16 protein-coding genes are annotated in these 19,187 nt (G+C 65.8%); 9 read left to right on the top strand and 7 right to left on the bottom strand.

The window, feature by feature from the left end; genetic code table 11:
- Window positions 1–38: 38 nt before the first annotated feature.
- The gene (gene trxB, locus NDN16_RS00260; RefSeq protein WP_251111621.1) at window positions 39–1,016 is read right to left on the bottom strand and encodes a thioredoxin-disulfide reductase; all 978 of its coding nucleotides are present in this window, start codon (window positions 1,014–1,016) and stop codon (window positions 39–41) included.
- Window positions 1,017–1,409: 393 nt separating this feature from the next.
- On the opposite strand from trxB, the gene NDN16_RS00255 reads away from it, so the two are divergent.
- The 4 genes from NDN16_RS00255 to NDN16_RS00240 all read left to right on the top strand — a co-directional run bounded on the left by NDN16_RS00255 (window position 1,410) and on the right by NDN16_RS00240 (window position 6,130).
- On the top strand, window positions 1,410–3,209 hold the full coding sequence (locus NDN16_RS00255) for an ABC transporter ATP-binding protein (protein ID WP_251111620.1): 1,800 nt from the start codon (window positions 1,410–1,412) through the stop codon (window positions 3,207–3,209).
- A 154-nt stretch (window positions 3,210–3,363) separates the two neighbouring features.
- Window positions 3,364–4,764: a TrkH family potassium uptake protein gene (locus NDN16_RS00250; RefSeq protein ID WP_251112063.1), complete on the top strand. Its 1,401-nt coding sequence runs from the start codon at window positions 3,364–3,366 to the stop codon at window positions 4,762–4,764.
- Entirely contained in the window at window positions 4,764–5,576 is an 813-nt protein-coding gene (locus NDN16_RS00245) for a glycosyltransferase family 25 protein (protein WP_251111619.1), read from the top strand. The genes NDN16_RS00250 and NDN16_RS00245 overlap by 1 nt, the downstream gene beginning before the upstream one ends.
- Before the next feature lie 77 nt (window positions 5,577–5,653).
- Entirely contained in the window at window positions 5,654–6,130 is a 477-nt protein-coding gene (locus NDN16_RS00240) for a hypothetical protein (protein WP_251111618.1), read from the top strand.
- A 7-nt stretch (window positions 6,131–6,137) separates the two neighbouring features.
- Here the strand turns inward: NDN16_RS00240 and NDN16_RS00235 are convergent, their stop codons facing one another.
- The 6 genes from NDN16_RS00235 to aceA all read right to left on the bottom strand — a co-directional run bounded on the left by NDN16_RS00235 (window position 6,138) and on the right by aceA (window position 13,874).
- Window positions 6,138–8,732, bottom strand: a complete 2,595-nt coding sequence (locus tag NDN16_RS00235) for an HWE histidine kinase domain-containing protein (RefSeq protein WP_251111617.1) — start codon at window positions 8,730–8,732, stop codon at window positions 6,138–6,140.
- The gene (locus NDN16_RS00230) at window positions 8,729–9,343 is read right to left on the bottom strand and encodes a biliverdin-producing heme oxygenase (RefSeq protein ID WP_251111616.1); all 615 of its coding nucleotides are present in this window, start codon (window positions 9,341–9,343) and stop codon (window positions 8,729–8,731) included. The genes NDN16_RS00235 and NDN16_RS00230 overlap by 4 nt, the downstream gene beginning before the upstream one ends.
- A 34-nt stretch (window positions 9,344–9,377) precedes the next feature.
- The gene (locus tag NDN16_RS00225) at window positions 9,378–10,670 is read right to left on the bottom strand and encodes an NAD(P)/FAD-dependent oxidoreductase (RefSeq protein ID WP_251111615.1); all 1,293 of its coding nucleotides are present in this window, start codon (window positions 10,668–10,670) and stop codon (window positions 9,378–9,380) included.
- Window positions 10,663–12,186, bottom strand: coding sequence for a glutamine synthetase family protein (locus NDN16_RS00220; protein ID WP_251111614.1), 1,524 nt, complete (start codon window positions 12,184–12,186; stop codon window positions 10,663–10,665). The genes NDN16_RS00225 and NDN16_RS00220 overlap by 8 nt, the downstream gene beginning before the upstream one ends.
- 93 nt (window positions 12,187–12,279) lie before the next feature.
- Window positions 12,280–12,537 carry an SMc00767 family acetate metabolism repressor gene (locus tag NDN16_RS00215; RefSeq protein WP_251111613.1) on the bottom strand — a complete coding sequence of 86 codons (258 nt, stop codon included), beginning with the start codon at window positions 12,535–12,537 and terminating at the stop codon, window positions 12,280–12,282.
- A 32-nt stretch (window positions 12,538–12,569) separates the two neighbouring features.
- Window positions 12,570–13,874, bottom strand: coding sequence for an isocitrate lyase (aceA, locus tag NDN16_RS00210; protein WP_251111612.1), 1,305 nt, complete (start codon window positions 13,872–13,874; stop codon window positions 12,570–12,572).
- Between the two features lie 204 nt (window positions 13,875–14,078).
- On the opposite strand from aceA, the gene NDN16_RS00205 reads away from it, so the two are divergent.
- The 5 genes from NDN16_RS00205 to NDN16_RS00185 all read left to right on the top strand — a co-directional run bounded on the left by NDN16_RS00205 (window position 14,079) and on the right by NDN16_RS00185 (window position 19,178).
- On the top strand, window positions 14,079–15,491 hold the full coding sequence (locus tag NDN16_RS00205) for a helix-turn-helix domain-containing protein (RefSeq protein ID WP_251111611.1): 1,413 nt from the start codon (window positions 14,079–14,081) through the stop codon (window positions 15,489–15,491).
- Window positions 15,492–15,564: 73 nt separating this feature from the next.
- Window positions 15,565–16,305: an aspartyl/asparaginyl beta-hydroxylase domain-containing protein gene (locus tag NDN16_RS00200; protein ID WP_353050177.1), complete on the top strand. Its 741-nt coding sequence runs from the start codon at window positions 15,565–15,567 to the stop codon at window positions 16,303–16,305.
- The gene (locus tag NDN16_RS00195) at window positions 16,302–16,814 is read left to right on the top strand and encodes a GNAT family N-acetyltransferase (RefSeq protein ID WP_251111610.1); all 513 of its coding nucleotides are present in this window, start codon (window positions 16,302–16,304) and stop codon (window positions 16,812–16,814) included. The genes NDN16_RS00200 and NDN16_RS00195 overlap by 4 nt, the downstream gene beginning before the upstream one ends.
- A gap of 80 nt (window positions 16,815–16,894) precedes the next feature.
- The gene (locus NDN16_RS00190) at window positions 16,895–18,001 is read left to right on the top strand and encodes a polyamine ABC transporter substrate-binding protein (RefSeq protein ID WP_285292255.1); all 1,107 of its coding nucleotides are present in this window, start codon (window positions 16,895–16,897) and stop codon (window positions 17,999–18,001) included.
- A gap of 25 nt (window positions 18,002–18,026) precedes the next feature.
- Complete coding sequence (locus NDN16_RS00185; protein WP_251111609.1) at window positions 18,027–19,178, top strand: ABC transporter ATP-binding protein; 1,152 nt, start codon at window positions 18,027–18,029, stop codon at window positions 19,176–19,178.
- Window positions 19,179–19,187 lie beyond the last annotated feature (9 nt).

Here is a 19,187-nt window from a genome sequence, read left to right as displayed (position 1 = left end):
CGATCCGTCCCGCTTCCTTTAACTCTTGCCGGAGCCCTTTATTCCGCCGCCTGCCGCGCGGAAGGCGCATCGGCGCGCGCCGCCAGCCAGCGCTCCGCCTCCAGGGCGGCCATGCAGCCGAGCCCGGCCGCCGTCACCGCCTGGCGGTAGGTGTCGTCGGCGACGTCGCCGGCCGCATAGACGCCCTCGACCGATGTCTGCGTGGTGCCCGGCTCTACCCAGAGATAGCCGCCCGGCTTCGTGCGCAATTGGCCGGAGAAGAGCTCGGTTGCCGGCGCATGGCCGATGGCGATGAAGACGCCGTCGGCCGCCCGTTCGGTGATCTCGCCGGTGACGACGTCGCGCAGCCGGACGCCGGTAACTTGCTTCATGGGATGCTTTATGCCGACCACGTCGGCGATTTCGGCGTTCCAGACAACGGAGACGTTGTCGCGTGCCAGGAGCCGATCCTGCATGATCCGCTCCGCCCGGAAGGTGTCGCGCCGATGAACCACCGTAACGCTGCGTGCGATGTGGGAAAGGTAGAGCGCTTCCTCGACCGCCGTATTGCCGCCGCCCACCACGACGACATCCTTGCCGCGATAGAAGAAACCGTCGCAGGTGGCGCATGCCGAAACGCCGAAGCCCTGGAACTCGGCTTCGGTGTCGAGGCCCAGCCAGCGCGCCTGCGCGCCGGTGGCTATGATGAGCGCGTCGGCCGTATAGACGACGCCGCCGTCGCCGCGCAGGCGGAACGGCCGCGTGGACAGGTCTGCGTCGACGATCAGGTCGGCTGCCATCTCCGTACCCATGGCAAGCGCCTGCGCCTTCATCTGTTCCATCAGCCACGGGCCCTGGATCGGGTCCGCGAACCCCGGATAGTTCTCGACGTCGGAGGTGATGGTGAGCTGCCCACCTTCCTGCAGCCCGGCGACCATCAGCGGCTTCAGCATGGCGCGCGCCGCATAGATGGCGGCGGTGTAGCCGGCCGGCCCGGAGCCGACGATGAGAACTTCGGCGTGACGCTCGACGGTCATGACGCTGATTCCGTATTGATGCCTCGGTGTCCCGCAAGTGGCTCGCGGCGCGTAATCTTTCAATAGAGGACGTGCCGGGGCGATACAACAAGGGGTGGCGAGAAAGCCACAGGCCATTGCACCCCGCGACGGAGCCCGACGCTCGGCTTGACCGGCCGGGGTTTCGATGGCTTTATGGCGCCTCTCTCATCGAAGCAGACGGAAAGGGGGCGGCTGAATGAACAATCCGGATTTCGCACGTCCCTCGACGATCCAGGCGTAGCCACCGCCTTCCGCTCGTCCGCCGCCCATCCCGGCCGGCCCACCGCTTCGCCTCAAGCAGAGCACTTCTCCATCACTGCCGGACGTCCGATTAGTCCGCGATGAAGGGCGGCCCTCGCGCCGCATCGAACCATGACCCAGCTATCCAAGAGCGGGCGCAGCGCCTATCGCCGCGTCCTGTCCTTCACCTTTTCCAACTGGCGCAGCGAGTGGCGTCTGGTCGCCACGATCCTTGGCACGATCACGCTGGCCACGCTGGCCGACATCGCCATGCCCGTCTTCGCGGGAAGGCTGGTCGACGCGATCGCCTCTTCGGACGCAGGCGGCGGGCTCAAGACCGCCTTGCACGCGCTTGCCGCCATGGCCGTTCTCGGCCTCGCCTATGTCGTGCTGCGGCACATCGCATGGGCGGCGGTCGTGCCGATGACGTTGCGCATCATGGAACGCGTCTCGCGCGGTGGTTTCGCGCAGGTGCAGCGCTTCTCCGCCGATTGGCACGCCAACAGTTTCTCCGGTTCCACCGTACGGCAGATCACCCGTGGCATGTGGTCTCTCGACATCATGCACGACGTGCTTCTGCTTGCGCTCTGGCCCTCGCTCGTGGTGCTGGTGGGCGCCGTCGCGATCCTCGGATGGCAATGGCCGGTGATGGGCCTTGCCATGGGCGCCGGCGCCATTGCCTACATCCTCGTCACGGTCGTCCTTTCGGTGCGCTGGATCGCACCTGCGGCGCGCCTTTCCAACCGCATGGATACGCGGATCGGCGGCGTGCTGGCCGACGCGCTTGCCTGCAACGCCGTCGTCAAGGCGTTCGGCGCGGAAGCGCGGGAAGAGCTTCGGCTTGCCGACGCGACGCAGGAGTGGAAGCGGCGAACCGCCGTCACGTGGATGCGCCACACCTGGGCCGGATCGCTGCAGACCGTGCTCCTCTGGATCACGCGTATCGGCCTGGCCGGGCTGGCCCTGTATCTCTGGCACACCGGGCAGGCGACGCCCGGCGACGTCACCTATGTGCTGACCACCTATTTCGTGCTGCAGGGCTATCTGCGCGACATCGGCATGCATGTGAACAACCTGCAGCGCTCCGTGAACGAGATGGAAGAGCTGGTGGACCTCCATGACGAGGCGCCGCAGATCGTCGACGCGGCGGATGCCGGCCCCTTGCGCGTGACGGAGGGTGCGATTGCCTTCGACCGGGTGGACTTCCGCTACGGCAGCCACGCAACGCCCTTGTACGAAGGTCTGGATGTCGTCATCCCGGCCGGACAGAGCGTCGGGCTGGTGGGCCATTCCGGCTCCGGCAAGACGACCTTCGTCAAGCTGATCCAGCGTCTGTACGACGTCAGCGGCGGAGCCATCCGGATCGACGGTCAGGACGTGGCGCATGTCACGCAGCAGTCCCTGCGCCGGAACGTGGCCATCGTGCCGCAGGAATCCATCCTGTTCCACCGCACGCTGTCGGAGAACATCGCCTACGGACGGCCGGGCGCCACGCAAGGCGAGATCGAGCATGCGGCACGTCTGGCCTCCGCGCACGACTTCATCATGCGATTGCCGCAAGGGTACGAAACCCTCGTCGGCGAACGCGGCGTGAAGTTGTCGGGGGGCGAGCGCCAGCGCGTCGCCCTGGCGCGCGCCTTCCTGGCCGATTGCCCGATCCTGATCCTCGACGAGGCGACTTCGGCGCTGGATTCGGAATCGGAGCTGCTGATCCAGAAGGCGATGGAGCGTCTGATGGCCGGGCGCACCTCCCTGGTCATCGCGCACCGCCTTTCGACGGTGCGCACGCTGGACCGCATCCTCGTCTTCGACAGGGGGCGGATCGTGGAGGACGGCACCCACGCCGAACTGCTCAAGCGGCGCGGCGGCATCTATCGCCGGCTGACCGAGCAACAGGCCGGCGCGACGAGCGAACAGTTGCGGGCAGGCTGAAAGGCCTGCCCGCGCAGGGCCGCATCGCGCGGGCAGGGGTTTCTCGTCTTTCCCGACAAGCCGTAAGCCGTTAGAACGGCGAAGACGAAGTCTGCTCGGGGCGCGTGGTATTTTCAGGATCGTATCCCATGTCTCGTCGATCTTCGGCCTGGCCCTGGCCGGGGCGATGCTGCTGCCCGCGCTGGTCGACTTCGCGGACGGCAACGACGATTATCTCGTCTTCGTCGGCTCTTCGCTGCTGATCGCCGCGCTCTGCACCCTCGTCGCCGTGGCGACGCGCGGGCCGCGCGTGCAGCCATCGCCGCGCCTCGGCTTCGTGCTGGTGACGGGGGTCTGGCTGGTCAGCTGCGCGGTGGCGGCGGTGCCGCTCTACATGGCGTCCATCGGGCTGACCGTATCGGACGCCGTCTTCGAATCGGTATCGGGGCTGACCACCACCGGCGCCACCGTCATCAACGGCCTCGACGACATGCCGCGCGGCATCCTGCTGTGGCGCTCGCTCCTCAACTGGCTCGGCGGCATCGGCATCGTCGGCATGGTTCTGTTGATTCTCCCGTCGCTGCGCGTCGGCGGCCTGTCCTTGTTCCATCTCGAAAGTTCCGACCGGTCGGACAAGATGCTGCCCCGCGTGCAGCAACTGGCCAGCGGCATCGTCTCGGTCTACCTCGTGCTCACCGTTGCCTGCGCCGTCAGCTACGGCTCGTTCGGCATGGACGATTTCGATGCCGTCAACCACGCCATGTCCACGGTTGCGACAGGCGGCTTCTCCACCAAGGACGCCAGTCTCGGCTATTTCGACAATGACGGAATCCTGGCCGTCGCCACCGTCTTCATGACGCTCGGCGCCCTTCCCTTCGTCCTGTATATCCGCTTCTTCCTGCCGCGGCAGTTCCAGCGCTGGAGCGATCCGCAGGTGCCTTTGTTCCTGGGCATCTGCGTCGTCGCGACCGCTATCCTGGTGGCGATGCGCATGGTGCACAACGAGGTCGGCCTGGGCGAGGCGCTGGTCAGCTCCGCCTTCAACTTCGTTTCGATCATCACGACCACCGGCTTCATATCGGAGGATTTCACACGCTGGTCGCATGCCGCCGTCGGCGTCTTCTTCGTGGCCATGTTCATCGGCGGTTGCGCTGGCTCGACCTCGGGCGGCATCAAGGTCAACCGGATCCTCATCCTTTGGAACGTAGTGCAGGCCGGCTTCGGCCGGCTGCTGCGCCCGCGCTCGGTCCAGTCCCTGAAATACGGGCACAAGGACATTTCGGCGGACGGCATCCAGAGCGTCACCATCTTCGTATCGCTGTTCTTCATGCTGCTGATGCTCGGTACCGCCATGCTGGCCACTTTGGGGCTGGATTTCGTCACGGCATTCTCGGGCGCCCTGACGGCGGTGGCCAATACGGGGCCAGGGTTCGGCGAGGTCATCGGACCGGCGGGTAATTTCTCCGCCGTCGACGATCCCGCGCTCTGGGTTCTCTCCTTCCTGATGCTGGTCGGGCGGCTGGAGATCGTTACCGTGCTTATCCTGTTGTCGCCGGCCTTCTGGAGAGACAGGTGATGGACGCCGTCTACATCAATCTCGACCGCGCGGTGGAGCGGCGCGCCTTCATGGAAACGCAGGCCACGGCTCTGGGCCTGTCGTTGCGGAGGCTGCCGGCGGTGGAGGCAGGGTCCATCGACGATGCGACGTGCGCCACGCTGGGGCGTAGCTGGGAGCGCCCTTTGTCGCGGGCGGAACTGGCCTGTTTCCTGTCGCACCGCGCGGCGTGGCAAAGGGCAGCCGACGCCGGCATGCCCCTGCTGGTGCTGGAGGACGATGCCGTGCTGTCGCCACGTATTCCGCAGGTCCTGCGCGCCAGCGAGGCGGTGGGCGGCATGGAATTCCTGAACCTGGAGGATTTCGGCAAGCGCCGCTTCGTCCGCAGGGCGGGTGCGCGGCCGCTGATCGACGATGTGGCGGCCGTGCCGTTGGCGCGCGACAAGGCTGGCTCGGCCGCCTATATCGTGTGGCCGGCGGGTGCGCGGCGGCTGCTGGCGCTGGCGGCAAGCCGTGCCGCGCCGGCGGATGCCTTCCTGCATGCCGAAGCCGGCCTTTTCGCCTTCGTGTGCGAGCCCGCCATGGCCATCCAGCAGCATGTGCTCGCGGCGCGGGAGGGTGTCGCGCCGGGCCCTGCCGCCGGCGCGTCGTCCGTGCAGGCCGAACGAAGGCGCCCGGCGCCGACCCTTGCCAACCTGCCTTTCATGCTGCGGCGGCTGCGCACGCAGTTGCGGCTCCTGCCTTTCCATCTCGGCAGGCTGCGGGCATTGCGGTACAGGCGAGTGCATTTCGACGCCACCTCACCGAATAACACCACACGACAGAGAATGTGACCGTCTCGCGACTCCAGCCACGCGGCTTAAAGCGGTAGAGTTTGCCGTCGATCGTGATGGACGGGGGATTCGGGGACGTGAAGTCGGTTGTCTTGCCGGGCCTGTATGCGGGCCTATGCCTTGCGGTTCTGCCCCTGTCGGGCTGCAGCGGCACGGGCGAGGCTCCGGGTTTTTCCACGGCCGCGACCGCTCTCCAGACCTATGATTATTCACGGCTCACGCCGTTTCCGCGCAAGGCCGAGAAGGCGCCGCACGGACAGCCCTACATGCCGGACGAGGCCGAGCTGGACCAGATCCTGAAGGCGGTGGCCCCGCAGCTTTCGGACCCGGCAAGCGGACGCGTCGTGCGGGTGCAGGCCCGTACGCGCACGGCCGGTGTCGTCGAACTCTGCGGACTGGCCCAGTCCATGCACCAGAGCGGCGGCGATGCGCGGATGATGCTTTTCGTCGGGCATCTGACGCGCGCGCCGGATGGTAGCCCACATTTTTCCGTCATGCAGACCGATACGATGTTCGATCGGGTGGAGTTCTGCCGCTCACGCGGGCTGGTCTGACGCGGCCTTATCCCCGGGGGGCCGAGCGCCCAAGCGCGACGGTCAGCGCGGCCAGAAGGTCGTCCGAGGCGAAAGGCTTGCGGATCGCCTGGGCCGATCCGGCCTCGGCCGGCAGTTCCACCTTTTCGCCGTAACCCGTGACGAAGACGTAGGGGATCTTGCGGTCGTTCAACCGCGGAACCAGCGCAAACGACGTTTCCATGCCGAGATTGACGTCCAGAAGGGCGACATCGACGGTCTCGCTGTCGATGATGGCCTGGGCGTCGCCGACGCTGGCTGCGATGAAGACAGTCTTCATGCCATGGTCCAGCATCAACTGCTCGGCATCCAGCGAAATGATCATGTTGTCTTCGACGATCAGGCCGGACAGCCCGTCGAGACTAAGCTGCTGCGCTTCCATCATGGCGGCGGCCTCCTTCATAGGGGCTCGAAGGTCGCCGCCCTGCACCTGCGACGACGGCCGGAAACTGCGTTCCGGGAGCAGGAAAGTGGCGACGAGGCCCGACAGACGGTAATCGAGCCGGGCTTCGCCGCCAAGGTCGTGCGGTATCGAGCGCTCGATGATGGTGGTGCCGAAGCCGCGCCGCGTCGGCGCGGTGACGGCGGGGCCGCCGGCCTCGCGCCAAGTGATGCGGCAATTGCCGTCGTGGTCGATCGCCGTTTCCACATGCACGCTGCCGGTCGAATCCGAGAGCGCCCCATACTTGGCCGAGTTCGTCACGAGTTCGTGGAAGACGAGTGCAAGCGTGGAAAACGCGGATGCCTCGACCGTCACGGCCGGCCCCTTCACCTCCACGCGCGACGCCTTGTTGCCGATATAGGCCGAAACTTCCGTATGGACGATGCTGCTGAGCAGCACCGGTTTGAAATTGTCCGCGGTCAGCTGGTCGTGCGCCCGGGCCAGCGCCTGCACCCGTCCGGAAATGATGCGGCCGAAATCCTCGATCGACTTCGCGCCCGGCTTGGACTGGGCCACGATGGCGCGCATCAGGCTCAGGATGTTCCGCACCCGATGGTTCAGCTCGGCGATCAGCAATTCCTGCCGCTGCGTCGCCAGGCTCTGCTGGCGCTCGCTTTCCTCGTTGAAGCGAAGCAAAATTTCCAGGATGCTGATCCGCAGCGATTCCGCAGCCTTGAACGTCGCCTCGGAAAAGCTTTCGGACCGGCCGTAGACGGTTTCCTTCCAGGCCTCGAAGCTTTTGCGCGGGGTCAGCCTGACGCCATGCGGCCCGACCGTCCGCTCCTTGGTGGAGGGGTCGCCCGCCCAGGTGACCGTCTGCACGAGCTCGCGCCTGAAGAACAGGAGATAGTCGCGCGGCGACCGCGAAATCGGCACGGCGAGAACGCCGGCGGCGCGTTCGACGTAGTCGGCCGCGGGCGGATGGACGGCGGAAAGATTGTCGGTCGCATAGATACGGCTGGCGCCGGCGCGGTTGAGAAAGCGGGCGAGGGCCTGGACCTCTTCGGCAGTCGGCGTCTGCCCGAACAGCTTCGCCTCGCCCTTCGCCCATACGGCGAAGCCGTCATTGGGAATGATGGCGCGCAGTTCCTCGGCGAAATCGGCGATCGCTTCGATGGACGGCGTCGCCGCGACGATCTTTGCTATGAAGCGGTCGTGCAGGTCGCGCGCGGCTTCTTCCAGAAGCCGCCGTTCCTTGTTGAGGCGGCCTTCGATCGTCAGCGAGACGATCTGACCGAAAAGCTCCACGGCAGACCGCAACTCCATGCCGAGCACACGCGGCTGATAGTGATGCAGGGCGAACAGGCCCCACAACTTCCCGTCGATGATGACGGAGACCGACAGGGACGCACCGACGCCCATGTTGCGCAGATATTCCAGATGGATGGGCGATACGCTGCGCGAGCCGGCAAGCGACAGGTCCAGCAACTGCCCCATTGGGTCCTGCGTCGGCACGACCGGCACGGCGACCGCGTCGACATCGGCGATGATGCGGATGGGATTGCGCACATACAGGCTGCGCGCCTGCGCCGGAATGTCGGTCGAGGGGTAATGCAGGTCGAGGAAGGATCCGATCCCGCTTCGGGCCGATTCCGCTATGACGTGGCCTGAATTGTCCGGGGAGAAGCGGTACAGCATCACGCGGTCGAAGCCGGTAACGCCGCGCAACTGCCGGACGCATTCCCGGTAGAGGTTCTCCAGCGTATCCGTGCGGTGGATCCGCGTGATCATGTTCTTGATGAGGACGCCGGGGTTGTAACCGCTGCCCGCAGAGGGCTCCGCCTCGATGATGATCGATTGCGCCGACAGGTGCAGGGCTACGTCGAACAGGCGTCCGTCCTGGAACAGGTCGATGCCGAAAAGGCGCTCGGCGCTGTCGGGCGAGGCCAGCACCTGCAGCCGGCCACGCAGCGTATGCAGCGTTGCGGCCGGAAGCAGCAGCTCCAGCGGTTCGCCCAGAAGGTCGTCCACGGTGCGATCGACGTAATCGGATATGTTCGCGGAAATGCGCTGTACCAGCCAGTCCGTCGATACGCAGACCAGAAAGCCGATGGGCTGTATCGAGCCCAGGAACTGGATGGGCTCGCGCTCGCAATTGGTCAGGTCGGCTACGAAGGAAAGCGCATTATCCTGAGATGTCAAACCGGCACCATGACCCTGTCGGCTGAGGAGGCCGCGTCGTCGCGCGCCCTCATGAAATAATCGAAGGTAGAACGAGCGGCCCCTATGCTGCGTTCCGTCTCCTCCTGCGCAAAGGCAAGATCGTCCATTCGCGCGGTCAGGTGGGAGAAGCGCTTGCCCTCGCCGGAACAGCGGAGGTAGCGGAAGCTTGCGCCCGGCATCCGCGCGGATGCGCCGGCTTTCTCGAAGGCGCGATGCATGAAGACCGCCCCGAGCCGGGAGCCTTCGAGCACATAGGCGACGCCAACGGCTTCCGGCAGCTCGCCGGCTCCGGGCGCGAAGGGCGGCATGGCGACCGGCGCCAGACCCATGACGTCCATGTCCGCCTCAAGGTCGGCGAGCCGGCTCCATTCCGGCCATTCCGGCAGCCACTCCGTCAGCGGCGTCGCGGCCAGCCACGCCTCCACTCCGTCATGGGCCGCATGGTTCATGCGGAGGAAATGGCGGTAGGCCGCAATCTCGGGCACCGGCAGCAGCCCGGCGAAGGACCGGTCCAACGCCTCGTGCTGGCTTTGGGTCTCGGCACGCAGGCGAAACCGGAGACGTGGGAAAGCATTTGCGTCGACGCTCATTTGCAGCCTTCAGACGAGTTTCTACTGTCGGTTATCACAACCGGTCGCGGAGCGAAAACCATGTCATGGCCAGGAACAATAGCGCGGAGCGGAACCGCGGACCGCCGGGAAAGGCCGGCACGTCCAGCGCGCGCACGGGCGCAAGCCCGTCCGCCGATCCCAGCGCGAGCTCCGCATAGAGCCGCCCGAAATAGTTCGACAGCATGACGCCGTGGCCTGAAAAGCCACCGATGACCGTCAGGCCGGGCCGGGGCGCATCCACGAAAGGCATGCGGGTCATTGTTATGCCCACCGTGCCGCCCCATGCATGTGTGAAATCGACGCCTTCGAGGTGCGGATACAGGCTGCCGATCAGCCGCCGCAGCGGGCCGGCTATATCGCCTTCGCCGCTCATATAGGCCTCGCGGCCTCCGAACAGCAGCCGGTTGTCGGCGCTCTTGCGGAAATAGCGCACGACGAAGCGGGAATCGTCCACGGCTTCGCCGCCGGGAAGCACGCGCTCCGGCTCCGCCAGCGGGGCCGTCGCCGCGATGTAGGAGCGGATGGGCATGATGTGGGCGCCGGCGCGCGGCTCCAGCGATCCGCCATGGCCGTTGGTGGCGACGAGCGCCCTCGCGGCCGTCACGACGCCGAAGGGGGTATGGGCGCGAATGCCTTCTGCGACAGGCTCCAGCCGCGTCACCGGACTTTGCTCGTGCAGCGTCGCGCCTGCCTCGTGCGCAACGCGCGCCGTTCCGACGAGGAGCTTCATGGGGTTCAGGTGGAAGGTCGCGGCGTCGCGCAGGCCGCCATGATAGCTGTCCGAGCCGAGAAGCGCGGCCATGTCGGCCGGCTCGTGCCAGGACAGATGGGGGTAGTCGTAGTGGCTGGCCATATGCTCGGCGTGGGCCCGGTACTCCGCCGCCAGTCGCTTGCGATGGACGACCGACAATTGGCCCGTGCCGAGATCGGCATCGATGCCATGCCGCGCCATGAAGCCCAGAAGGTGGCGTTTGGCATCCTCGGCGAGGTCGAACAGGGCGCGGCTGCCCTGCAGGCCGATGCGCGGCTCCAGCTCTTCGGGCCACAGCCGTTGGCCGGTGCCGAACTGCCCGCCGTTTCGGCCGGACGCCCCGTCGCCCAGGCGGGCCGCCTCCAGAAGAACGACGCTCGCCCCGCCCTGCGCAAGATGCGCGGCAGCGGACAGGCCCGTGAAGCCGCCCCCCACGATCACGACATCGGCCTGCCGGTTGCCGTCCAGGCGCGGGTGGCGTGGCCGCTCGGCGATCGAATCCTCGTAGAAGGAGCGGCCCGGTGAAATGGGAGACTGGTAGCCGGCCTCAGACATTGAGTAGGAGGAACTCCCGTTCCCAGGGGCTGATGACCTGCATGAAGGTTTCGAATTCGCCGCGCTTGATGCCGGCATAGGTGGCCAGAAACTCGCGGCCCAGCACGTTCTGGAACGAGTCTTCCGCCTCGAAGGCCGCGACCGCTTCCAAAAGGCCGCGCGGCAACGAGATGACCCCGTCCTCGTTGACGGTGCGGTCTGTCGGCTGGTCCGGCTCGATCCCCTCCGTCATGCCGAGATAGCCGCATGCCAGCGAGGCGGCCAGCGCCAGATAGGGATTGGCGTCGGATGACGGGAGGCGGTTCTCCACCCGCCGTGCCGCAGGTTCGGACGTCGGCACGCGGAAGGCCGTGGTGCGGTTGTCGTAGCCCCAGGCATTGTTGGTGGGCGCGCTCATCCCGTGCGTCAGGCGCCGGTAGGAGTTGACATAGGGCGCCATCATCACCAGCGCGGCCGGGACATAGCGCTGCATGCCGCCGATGAAATGGTGGAACAGCTGCGAGGGCGACCCGTCCGGATCGGAAAAGACGTTGGCGCCCGTCCTGCGGTCCACGACGGACTGGTGTATGTGCATGGCCGAGCCCGGCTGGCCCTGGATCGGCTTGGCCATGAAGGTTGCATAGATATCGTGCTTCAGCGCCGCTTCCCGGATGGTGCGCTTGAACATGAAGACCTGGTCGGCCAGCTCGATCGGGTTGCCGTGGCGCAGGTTGATTTCCAGCTGGGCGGCGCCGTCCTCGTGGATCAGCGTGTCGATCTCCAGGCCCTGCCGGTCGGAAAAGTGATAGATATCGTCGATCAGTTCGTCGAATTCATTGATGCCGCCGATGGAATAGCTCTGGCCGCTCTGGATCTGCCGGCCCGAGCGGCCTATGGGCGGCGTCAGCGGATAATCCGGGTCGACGTTGCGCGAAACCAGATAGAACTCGATCTCGGGCGCGACGATGGGGCGCCAGCCCTTGTCCTCGTAAAGCTCCACGACGCGCTTCAGCACGTTGCGCGGCGTGTAACCGACCGCCTTGCCGTTGACGTCCACGAGGTCGCAGATGATGGCCGCCGTCGGGTCCGTCTCCCACGGGACTTCGGCGATGGTGGAGAAGTCCGGCACCAGTTTCAGGTCGCCATCGTTGGGCGAATAGCGGAAACTGCCCGTCTCTTCCGGATACTCGCCCGATATCGTGTGCATGAAGAGGGCCGACGGCAGCGCCAGCGAGGTGTTGCCGGTGAATTTCTTGGCGGGCATCATCTTGCCGCGTGCGACGCCGGCCAGGTCGGGGGTGATGCACTCCACATCCTCGATCCGGCGCTCGGCGAGCCATTCGCGCGCCTCGTCCATGTCGGCGACGCCGCGCCGGGAATCGAGGAAGGCCGGCCGCTTGCGCGTCGCCTTGGCGAAGGAGGTCACGCTGCGCCCGCTTTCGCCGATGGCGGGGGCGCCTGTCCTGACCTGTCCGTTCTTCTTGATCCTCGAGGGGGTGCCCGCCTCGGATTTGGGGGATTTCGGACGTTTGGCCATGCGATCCTTCGCGACGGGTTTCGGCGTCGGCGGATGATAGCCAGTTCTGGTAAAGGCGGGCAAGGCGGCGGTGCGGCCTCCTTGCCCGGTTTTTCAGCGTTCCGTGCGCACGATCACGGGAACGAGCAGGTCTCCCCAGCAGCCATTGCCCGAATGATGGCGCGAGGAGCGCACCAGTTCGACCGACAGCCCTTCCTCCACCGCCTTCATGACCGACTGGTTAAGCCGATGCAGATCGTTGGCGAGGGCGCGGATGGCCGCCTGCTGCGTGGTGTCCATGGTGGCGGACTGCTCTTCGGCGCGTTCACGGACGCGGGTGCGCGGGCGCTTTTCTTCCATGACAAGGCTCATATCGGTCTCTCCCTTTGAGAAAGGTTGTTGCGTTATTCGGCGGCGACGCCCAGCGGCGATGCCGGGCGGAACTGTGCGCTCTCGGTGGATTCGCCCATGGCGGTGGTGGAGGATGCACCCCCGGTGATGGCCATGCTGACGGCGTCGAAATATCCCGTGCCGACCTCGCGCTGGTGCTTGGTCGCGGTGTAGCCGTCCGCCTCGGCGGCGAATTCGGCCTCCTGCAACTCCGAGTAGGCGGCCATCTGCCGGTCGCGGTAGCCGCGCGCCAGCTCGAACATGCCGAAATTGAGCTGATGGAAGCCGGCCAGCGTGATGAACTGGAACTTGTAGCCCATGGCGCCGAGCTCGCGCTGGAACCTGGCGATGGTCGCCTCGTCCAGGTTCTTGCGCCAGTTGAAGGAGGGCGAGCAGTTATAGGCGAGCATCCGGTCGGGATGCACCTTGTGGACACCCTCGGCGAAGCGGCGCGCCTGATCCAGATCCGGCTTCGATGTCTCGCACCAGATCAGATCCGCATGCGGCGCATAGGCGATGGCGCGGGCGATACAGGGCTCCAGCCCGTTGCGCACCCGGTAGAAGCCTTCCGCCGTGCGGCCGGCATCGTAATCGACGAAGGGTCGGTCGCGCTCGTCGACGTCGGAAGTGACGAGCTTGGCCGCCTCGGCATCGGTCCGGGCGATCACCAGCGTCGGCACGCCCATCACGTCGGCCGCCAGGCGCGCCGCCGTCAGGTTGCGGATATGCGCCGACGTGGGAATGAGCACCTTGCCGCCGAGATGGCCGCACTTCTTTTCGGAGGCCAGCTGGTCCTCGAAATGGACGCCCGCCGCGCCGGCCTCGATGAAGGCCTTCATGATCTCGAACGCATTGAGCGGTCCGCCGAAGCCGGCTTCGGCATCCGCGACGATGGGCGCGAACCAGGTCTCGACGCTTTTCTGCCCTTCCGAATGCTCGATCTGGTCGGCGCGCTGCAAGGTGCGGTTGATGCGCCGGCACAGTTCCGGCGCGGCGTTGGCCGGATAGAGCGACTGGTCGGGGTACATGGAGGAAGCCGTGTTGGAGTCGGCCGCAACCTGCCAGCCCGAAAGGTAGATCGCCTTCAGCCCCGCCCGCACCATCTGCATGGCCTGGTTACCCGTCATCGCCCCCAGCGCGTTGACGAAATCCTCCGTGCGGAGCAGTTCCCAAAGCCGGTTGGCTCCGTTCTCCGCCAGCGTGTAGCGGATGGGAACGGATCCCCGAAGCCGCCTTACATCCTCGGCCGCGTAGGGGCGCTCGACCGTATCGAAACGGCCTGCCGGTGCGCTGGGAACGAGGTTGTAAAATTCAGTCATGTCCAATCACTCCCTGATATCGGCCCAGGCTTTCGCTGCACTGCGCCATGAAGGGAAGATTGACAGATCATCACACGCGACACAGAAGAAACCGGCATTTCTGGTATCGAAAAGATGTCGGGTTGTGCGCGCTTTGACAAAACCGCCATGTCATGATGTAAATGCTGTCAAAGAATGGTCTTGTAAAAATGCGGTCAAAACAGCATGGCTGACAACAAGGTCTTTGCCGGGCCACGGCTGCGCCGGCTGCGCAACGGCCTGGGGCTGACGCAGACGGCCATGGCGGCGGAGCTCGGCATCTCGCCCTCCTACCTGAACCTTCTGGAGCGCAACCAGCGTCCGCTGACGGTGCAGATTCTGCTTCGACTGACGGAGATCTACGAGGTCGACCTGTCCGGCCTTCAGGCGCGCGAGGGCGACAGCCTGCGCGCCGACCTGAAGGCGGCTTTCGCCGATCCGCTGCTTGCGGGCGAACTGCCCGGACCACAGGAAATGAGCGATTTCGCCGACGCCGCGCCCAATGCCGCAGCCGGGATGGCAAAGCTCTATCGCGCCTACAAGGAGATGGAGGCGCGTCTGTCGGACCTGTCCGTCCTTCTGGCGGGGCAGGGCAAGGCGCTGGATGCCGCGGGCTCGCGCCTGCCCATGGACGCGGTGCGCGAGGTGCTGGAGGACAGGCCCAACTACTTCGCCGGCATCGACGGGGCGGCCGAGGGCCTGAGTGCCGAGATCGCCCTCGGCGACGATGCCTACAGCGCGCTGAAGACCTGGCTGCGAACACGGTACGACGTGTCCGTCCGCGTGCTGCCGGTCGAGACGATGCCCAACTGGCGCCGCCGTTTCGACCGGCATTCGCGCCGCCTGTTCCTGTCCGAGCGCCTTTCGGCGCCGGACCGCCTGCGGGAGGTGGCGTTCGAAGCGGCGTCCCTTGCGCTGGCGCAGCCGATCGAGGCGGAGCTCGCCAGTTTCTCCTTCGCCAGCGCTGAGGCGCGGCGGCTGGCCCTGTTCGAGCTGACGCGCTACGCGGCCCACGCGCTGATGATGCCCTACGGCCCCTTTCATGCCGCCGCGGAACGGGCGGCCTACGATATCGACGCCCTGGCGGGCCGCTTCCAGGCCTCGTTCGAGCAGGTGGCCAACCGGTTGACCACGCTGCAGCGCCATGGGGCGCCCGGCGTTCCCTTCTTCATGATGGAGGTGGACCAGGCCGGAAACCGTTTCCGGCGCGCCGGGGCACAAGGTTTCCCCACGCGCCGGTTCGGCGGCGGCTGCGTCAAGCTGGCCATCCACAACAGTTTTTCCGAGGCCGGGCGCGTGCTTGTGGAAGAGGTGGAAATGCCCGACGGCGCCGTCTTCCTGACGATCTCGCGGACGCTGGAAGGCCTGAAGGCCGGCTTCGCCGAGCGGCCCCGCCGCACGGCGCTGCTGCTGGCCTGCGAAGCCGCTTTCAAGGACAGGGTCATCTATGGCAGGTTCGGCCGGATGTCGCCTGTGCCTGTCGGGCCGTCGTGCAGGCTCTGCGAGCGGCAAGCCTGTCTGGCCCGGGCCGAGCCGCCTTTGACGCGGCCTCTGGGCCTCGATACCTGGGTCGGCGGTCTGTCGGCCTTCGATTTTTAAGCAGGAGTGTCCACCGGTGGATATGCGTAACGGTTCGGCCCAGAAAACGAAGACAGAGGGCCTGGAAGATACGATGAGCCGGCAGGGCCTTGTCGCTCGGGCCGTGCAGAAGGTGGTGGACGGCGCGGAGGCATGGAACCTGTCCTGCTCCACCGTGGGCAACCCGCCGGTCTATGACAACTCGGTATTTCCCTGGGCCGCGGATGTGGAGGCCGAATGGCCCCTCATCCGCAGGGAGCTCGACGCAGTCCTGACCCGCAAGGGAGAGTTGCCCGCCTTCCATGAAATATCCTCGGAGGTACGCTCCATCTCCTCCGACCGGAACTGGAAGACTTTCTTCCTGTGCGGCTACGGCATCAAGTCGGAGGAGGCGATCCGTCAATGCCCGGAGACGTGGCGTATCCTGCAGAAGATACCCGGCATGAAATCGGCCATGTTTTCGATCTTCGAGCCGGGCAAGCATCTTCCACCGCATCGCGGACCATATAACGGGGTGTTGCGCTTTCATCTCGGCCTGATCGTTCCGAACGAGCCCGACAAGATCGGCATCCGCATCGCCGACACGCTTTGCCACTGGCAGGAAGGCAAGGCGCTCATCTTCGACGATGCCTATGAGCACGAGGCGTGGAACCACTCCGATGGGGTCCGCGTGGTGCTGTTCGTGGATTTCGAGAAGCCGCTGCGCTTTCCGGGGCGATTGACCAACAGGGCCGTCCTGAACATGGCCGTGTTCACGCCCTTCATCCGCGAGGGCTACAAGGCCCACAAGGCGTGGGAGAAGATATTCTACGGAGCAGGGCAGAAGCACCGATGAGCGATCGTGCGACGATGCAGGCCCGGTGGCGTGCGATGACGCACCGTGACGTAGCCGCCGTCATCGCGCTGGCCGACAGGGTGCATCCCGGCCTGCCGGAACGGCCGGAGGTCTTTGCCAATCGCATCGAACTCTTCGCCGAAGGGGCGATCGTGCTCCATACCGGCGATGCCATCGTCGGCTACGGCGTCGCACACCCGATCGAACGGTTGTCGCCGCCGCCGCTGGACACCATCCTCGACCGGCTGGAGCCGGCGGCGGATGCCTTCTACATCCACGATGTCGTCGTCGCGCCGGAGCGGCGCGGACGGGGAGAGGCGCGGCAGGGTATCGACAGGCTGCTCGGCATCGCGGCGCGCTTCCCGGTGACGACGCTGATCTCCGTCTACGGCACGGGGCCTTTCTGGGCCCGCTTCGGCTTCGTCGCCCTCGACGATGCAGCGCTCGGCGCCAAGCTTGCGGCCTATGGTCCCGACGCGATTTATATGCAGCGCGACAACCGCTTGTGATCTTGAGCAGTTAGGGGCTACCAAAATGCCCGACTCTCGGAAATAGTCGGGCATGCGGCCCCCTCGCGTGACTTCAGGAGATGCAGATCTTGCCCAACCGTCCCACATGCAGCCTTGTCGCCCTCGTCGCCTTCACCGCCCTGACCGGGCAGGCTGCCGCACAGCAGCAACAGCTCAACATCTACAACTGGTCGGACTATATCGACCCGTCGATCATCGAGGACTTCACCAAGGAAACGGGCATTCGCGTCGTCTATGACACGTATGATTCCAACGAGATACTCGAAACCCGGATGCTGGCGGGCGGCAGCGGCTACGACATCGTGGTGCCCTCGGCCGAATATCTGGCGCGGCAGATCCAGGCAGGCGTGTACCAGAAGCTCGACCCGTCCAAGCTGACCAATCTCGGCAATATGTGGCCGATGATCCAGGAGCGTGTCGCGGCCTTCGATCCGGACAACGCCTATACGGTCAACTACATGTGGGGCACCACCGGCATCGGCTACAACAAGGCCAAGGTGGCGGAAGCGCTGCCCGATGCGCCGCTGGATAGCTGGGCGCTTGTCTTCGATCCGCAACATGCCGAGAAGCTGGCGACATGCGGCATCGACATGCTGGATTCGCCTGGCGAGATCATTCCCGCGGCCCTGAACTACCTGGGCGTAAACCCGGACGCGGCGACGCCCGAGGATATCCAGAAAGCGACGGACCTGCTGCTGAAGGTGCGGCCCTTCATCCGCAAGTTCCATTCGTCCGAATACATCAACGCGCTGGCCAATGGCGACATCTGCGTGGCGGTCGGTTTCTCCGGAGACATCTTCCAGGCGCGCGACCGCGCGGAAGAAGCGGGCGCGGGCGTGGAGATCGGCTACGCCATCCCCACGGAAGGCGCGATGATGTGGTTCGACCAGATGGCCATTCCGGCCGATGCGCCGCATGTCGAAGCCGCCCACACCTTCATCAACTACATGATGCGTCCCGAGGTGATCGCGCGCGCAACGGATTATGTCGTCTATGCCAACGGCAACCTCGCCTCGCAGAAGCTGATCGATCCGGAGATCTTCAACGATCCGGCCGTCTACCCCGACGAGGCCACGCTGGAGAAGCTGTACATCAAGCTGCCCTACGATGCCCGCGCGCAACGCCTGGTGACGCGCGCCTTCACCACCGTCCGGACGGGCCAGTAACCGCAAGGCGAGGCTCTGTTCGATCATGGCGACGGCGCTCAAATCGCTCGGCAGCATCCGGCGGAACTTCGATCCGTGGAACGACCCCGCGGCAAAACCCCTGATCGAGTTCGACCGGGTGGTCCGGACCTTCGGCGACTTCAACGCCGTCGACGATCTGAGCCTCGACGTCTACACGCGCGAATTCTTCGCGTTGCTGGGGCCGTCGGGGTGCGGCAAGTCGACCCTGCTGCGTATGCTGGCGGGGTTCGAGACGCCGACTTCGGGCGATATCAGGCTGGGCGGCCAAAGCCTGACCGGCGTGCCGCCTTACCGTCGACCGCTCAACATGATGTTCCAGTCCTATGCCTTGTTTCCGCATATGAGCGTCGAGAAGAACATCGCCTTCGGCCTCAGGCAGGACGGCATGGCACGGTCGGAGATTTCGGATCGCGTGGCCGAGATGCTGCGGCTGGTCAAGCTGACGCCCTATGCGAAGCGAAAGCCGCAACAGCTTTCGGGCGGCCAGCAGCAGCGCGTGGCGCTGGCCCGTTCGCTGGCCAAGAAACCCAAGGTGCTGCTTCTGGACGAGCCGCTCGGTGCGCTCGACAAGAAATTGCGCGAGGAAACCCAGTTCGAGCTGATGGACCTCCAGCAGGAGCTCGGCCTGACCTTCGTGATCGTCACCCACGACCAGGAAGAAGCGATGACCATGTCCGACCGGATCGCCGTGATGCGCGCCGGCCGGATCGAGCAGGTGGCGACGCCGGCCATCCTGTACGAAGCGCCGAATTCGCGCTACGTCGCCGACTTCATCGGCAATGTCTCGATCGTCGAGGGAACGGTGGAGGATGTCTCCGGCGACCGGCTGCGCCTTGCGGCCGAAGGCGGCGTCCTGACAGTCGACGGCGCACCGCAACTGGCGAAGGGGGCGCCGGCCGCGCTGGCGGTCCGGCCCGAAAAGATATCCCTCAGCCGCCGCCCGCCTGAGGCCGGCGCCGCCAACGTGCTGAAGGGCACGGTCTGGGACATCGCCTATCTGGGAGATGTGACCCTTTTCAACGTCAAGCTCGACAGCGGCACGATCATGCGGGCCACCGTCATGAACGCCTTCCGCGTCGCGCCGGAGCAGATCGGCTGGGAAGAGGAAGTGTATCTTTCCTTCCCTGCCGACGCCGGCGTCATCCTGTCGGCATGAGGGCGCGCC

The organism is Aureimonas altamirensis, from assembly GCF_023702225.1.
GTDB classification, from domain to species: Bacteria; Pseudomonadota; Alphaproteobacteria; order Rhizobiales; family Rhizobiaceae; genus Aureimonas; species Aureimonas altamirensis_B.
This window is presented reverse-complemented; position numbering and strand designations above follow the sequence as displayed.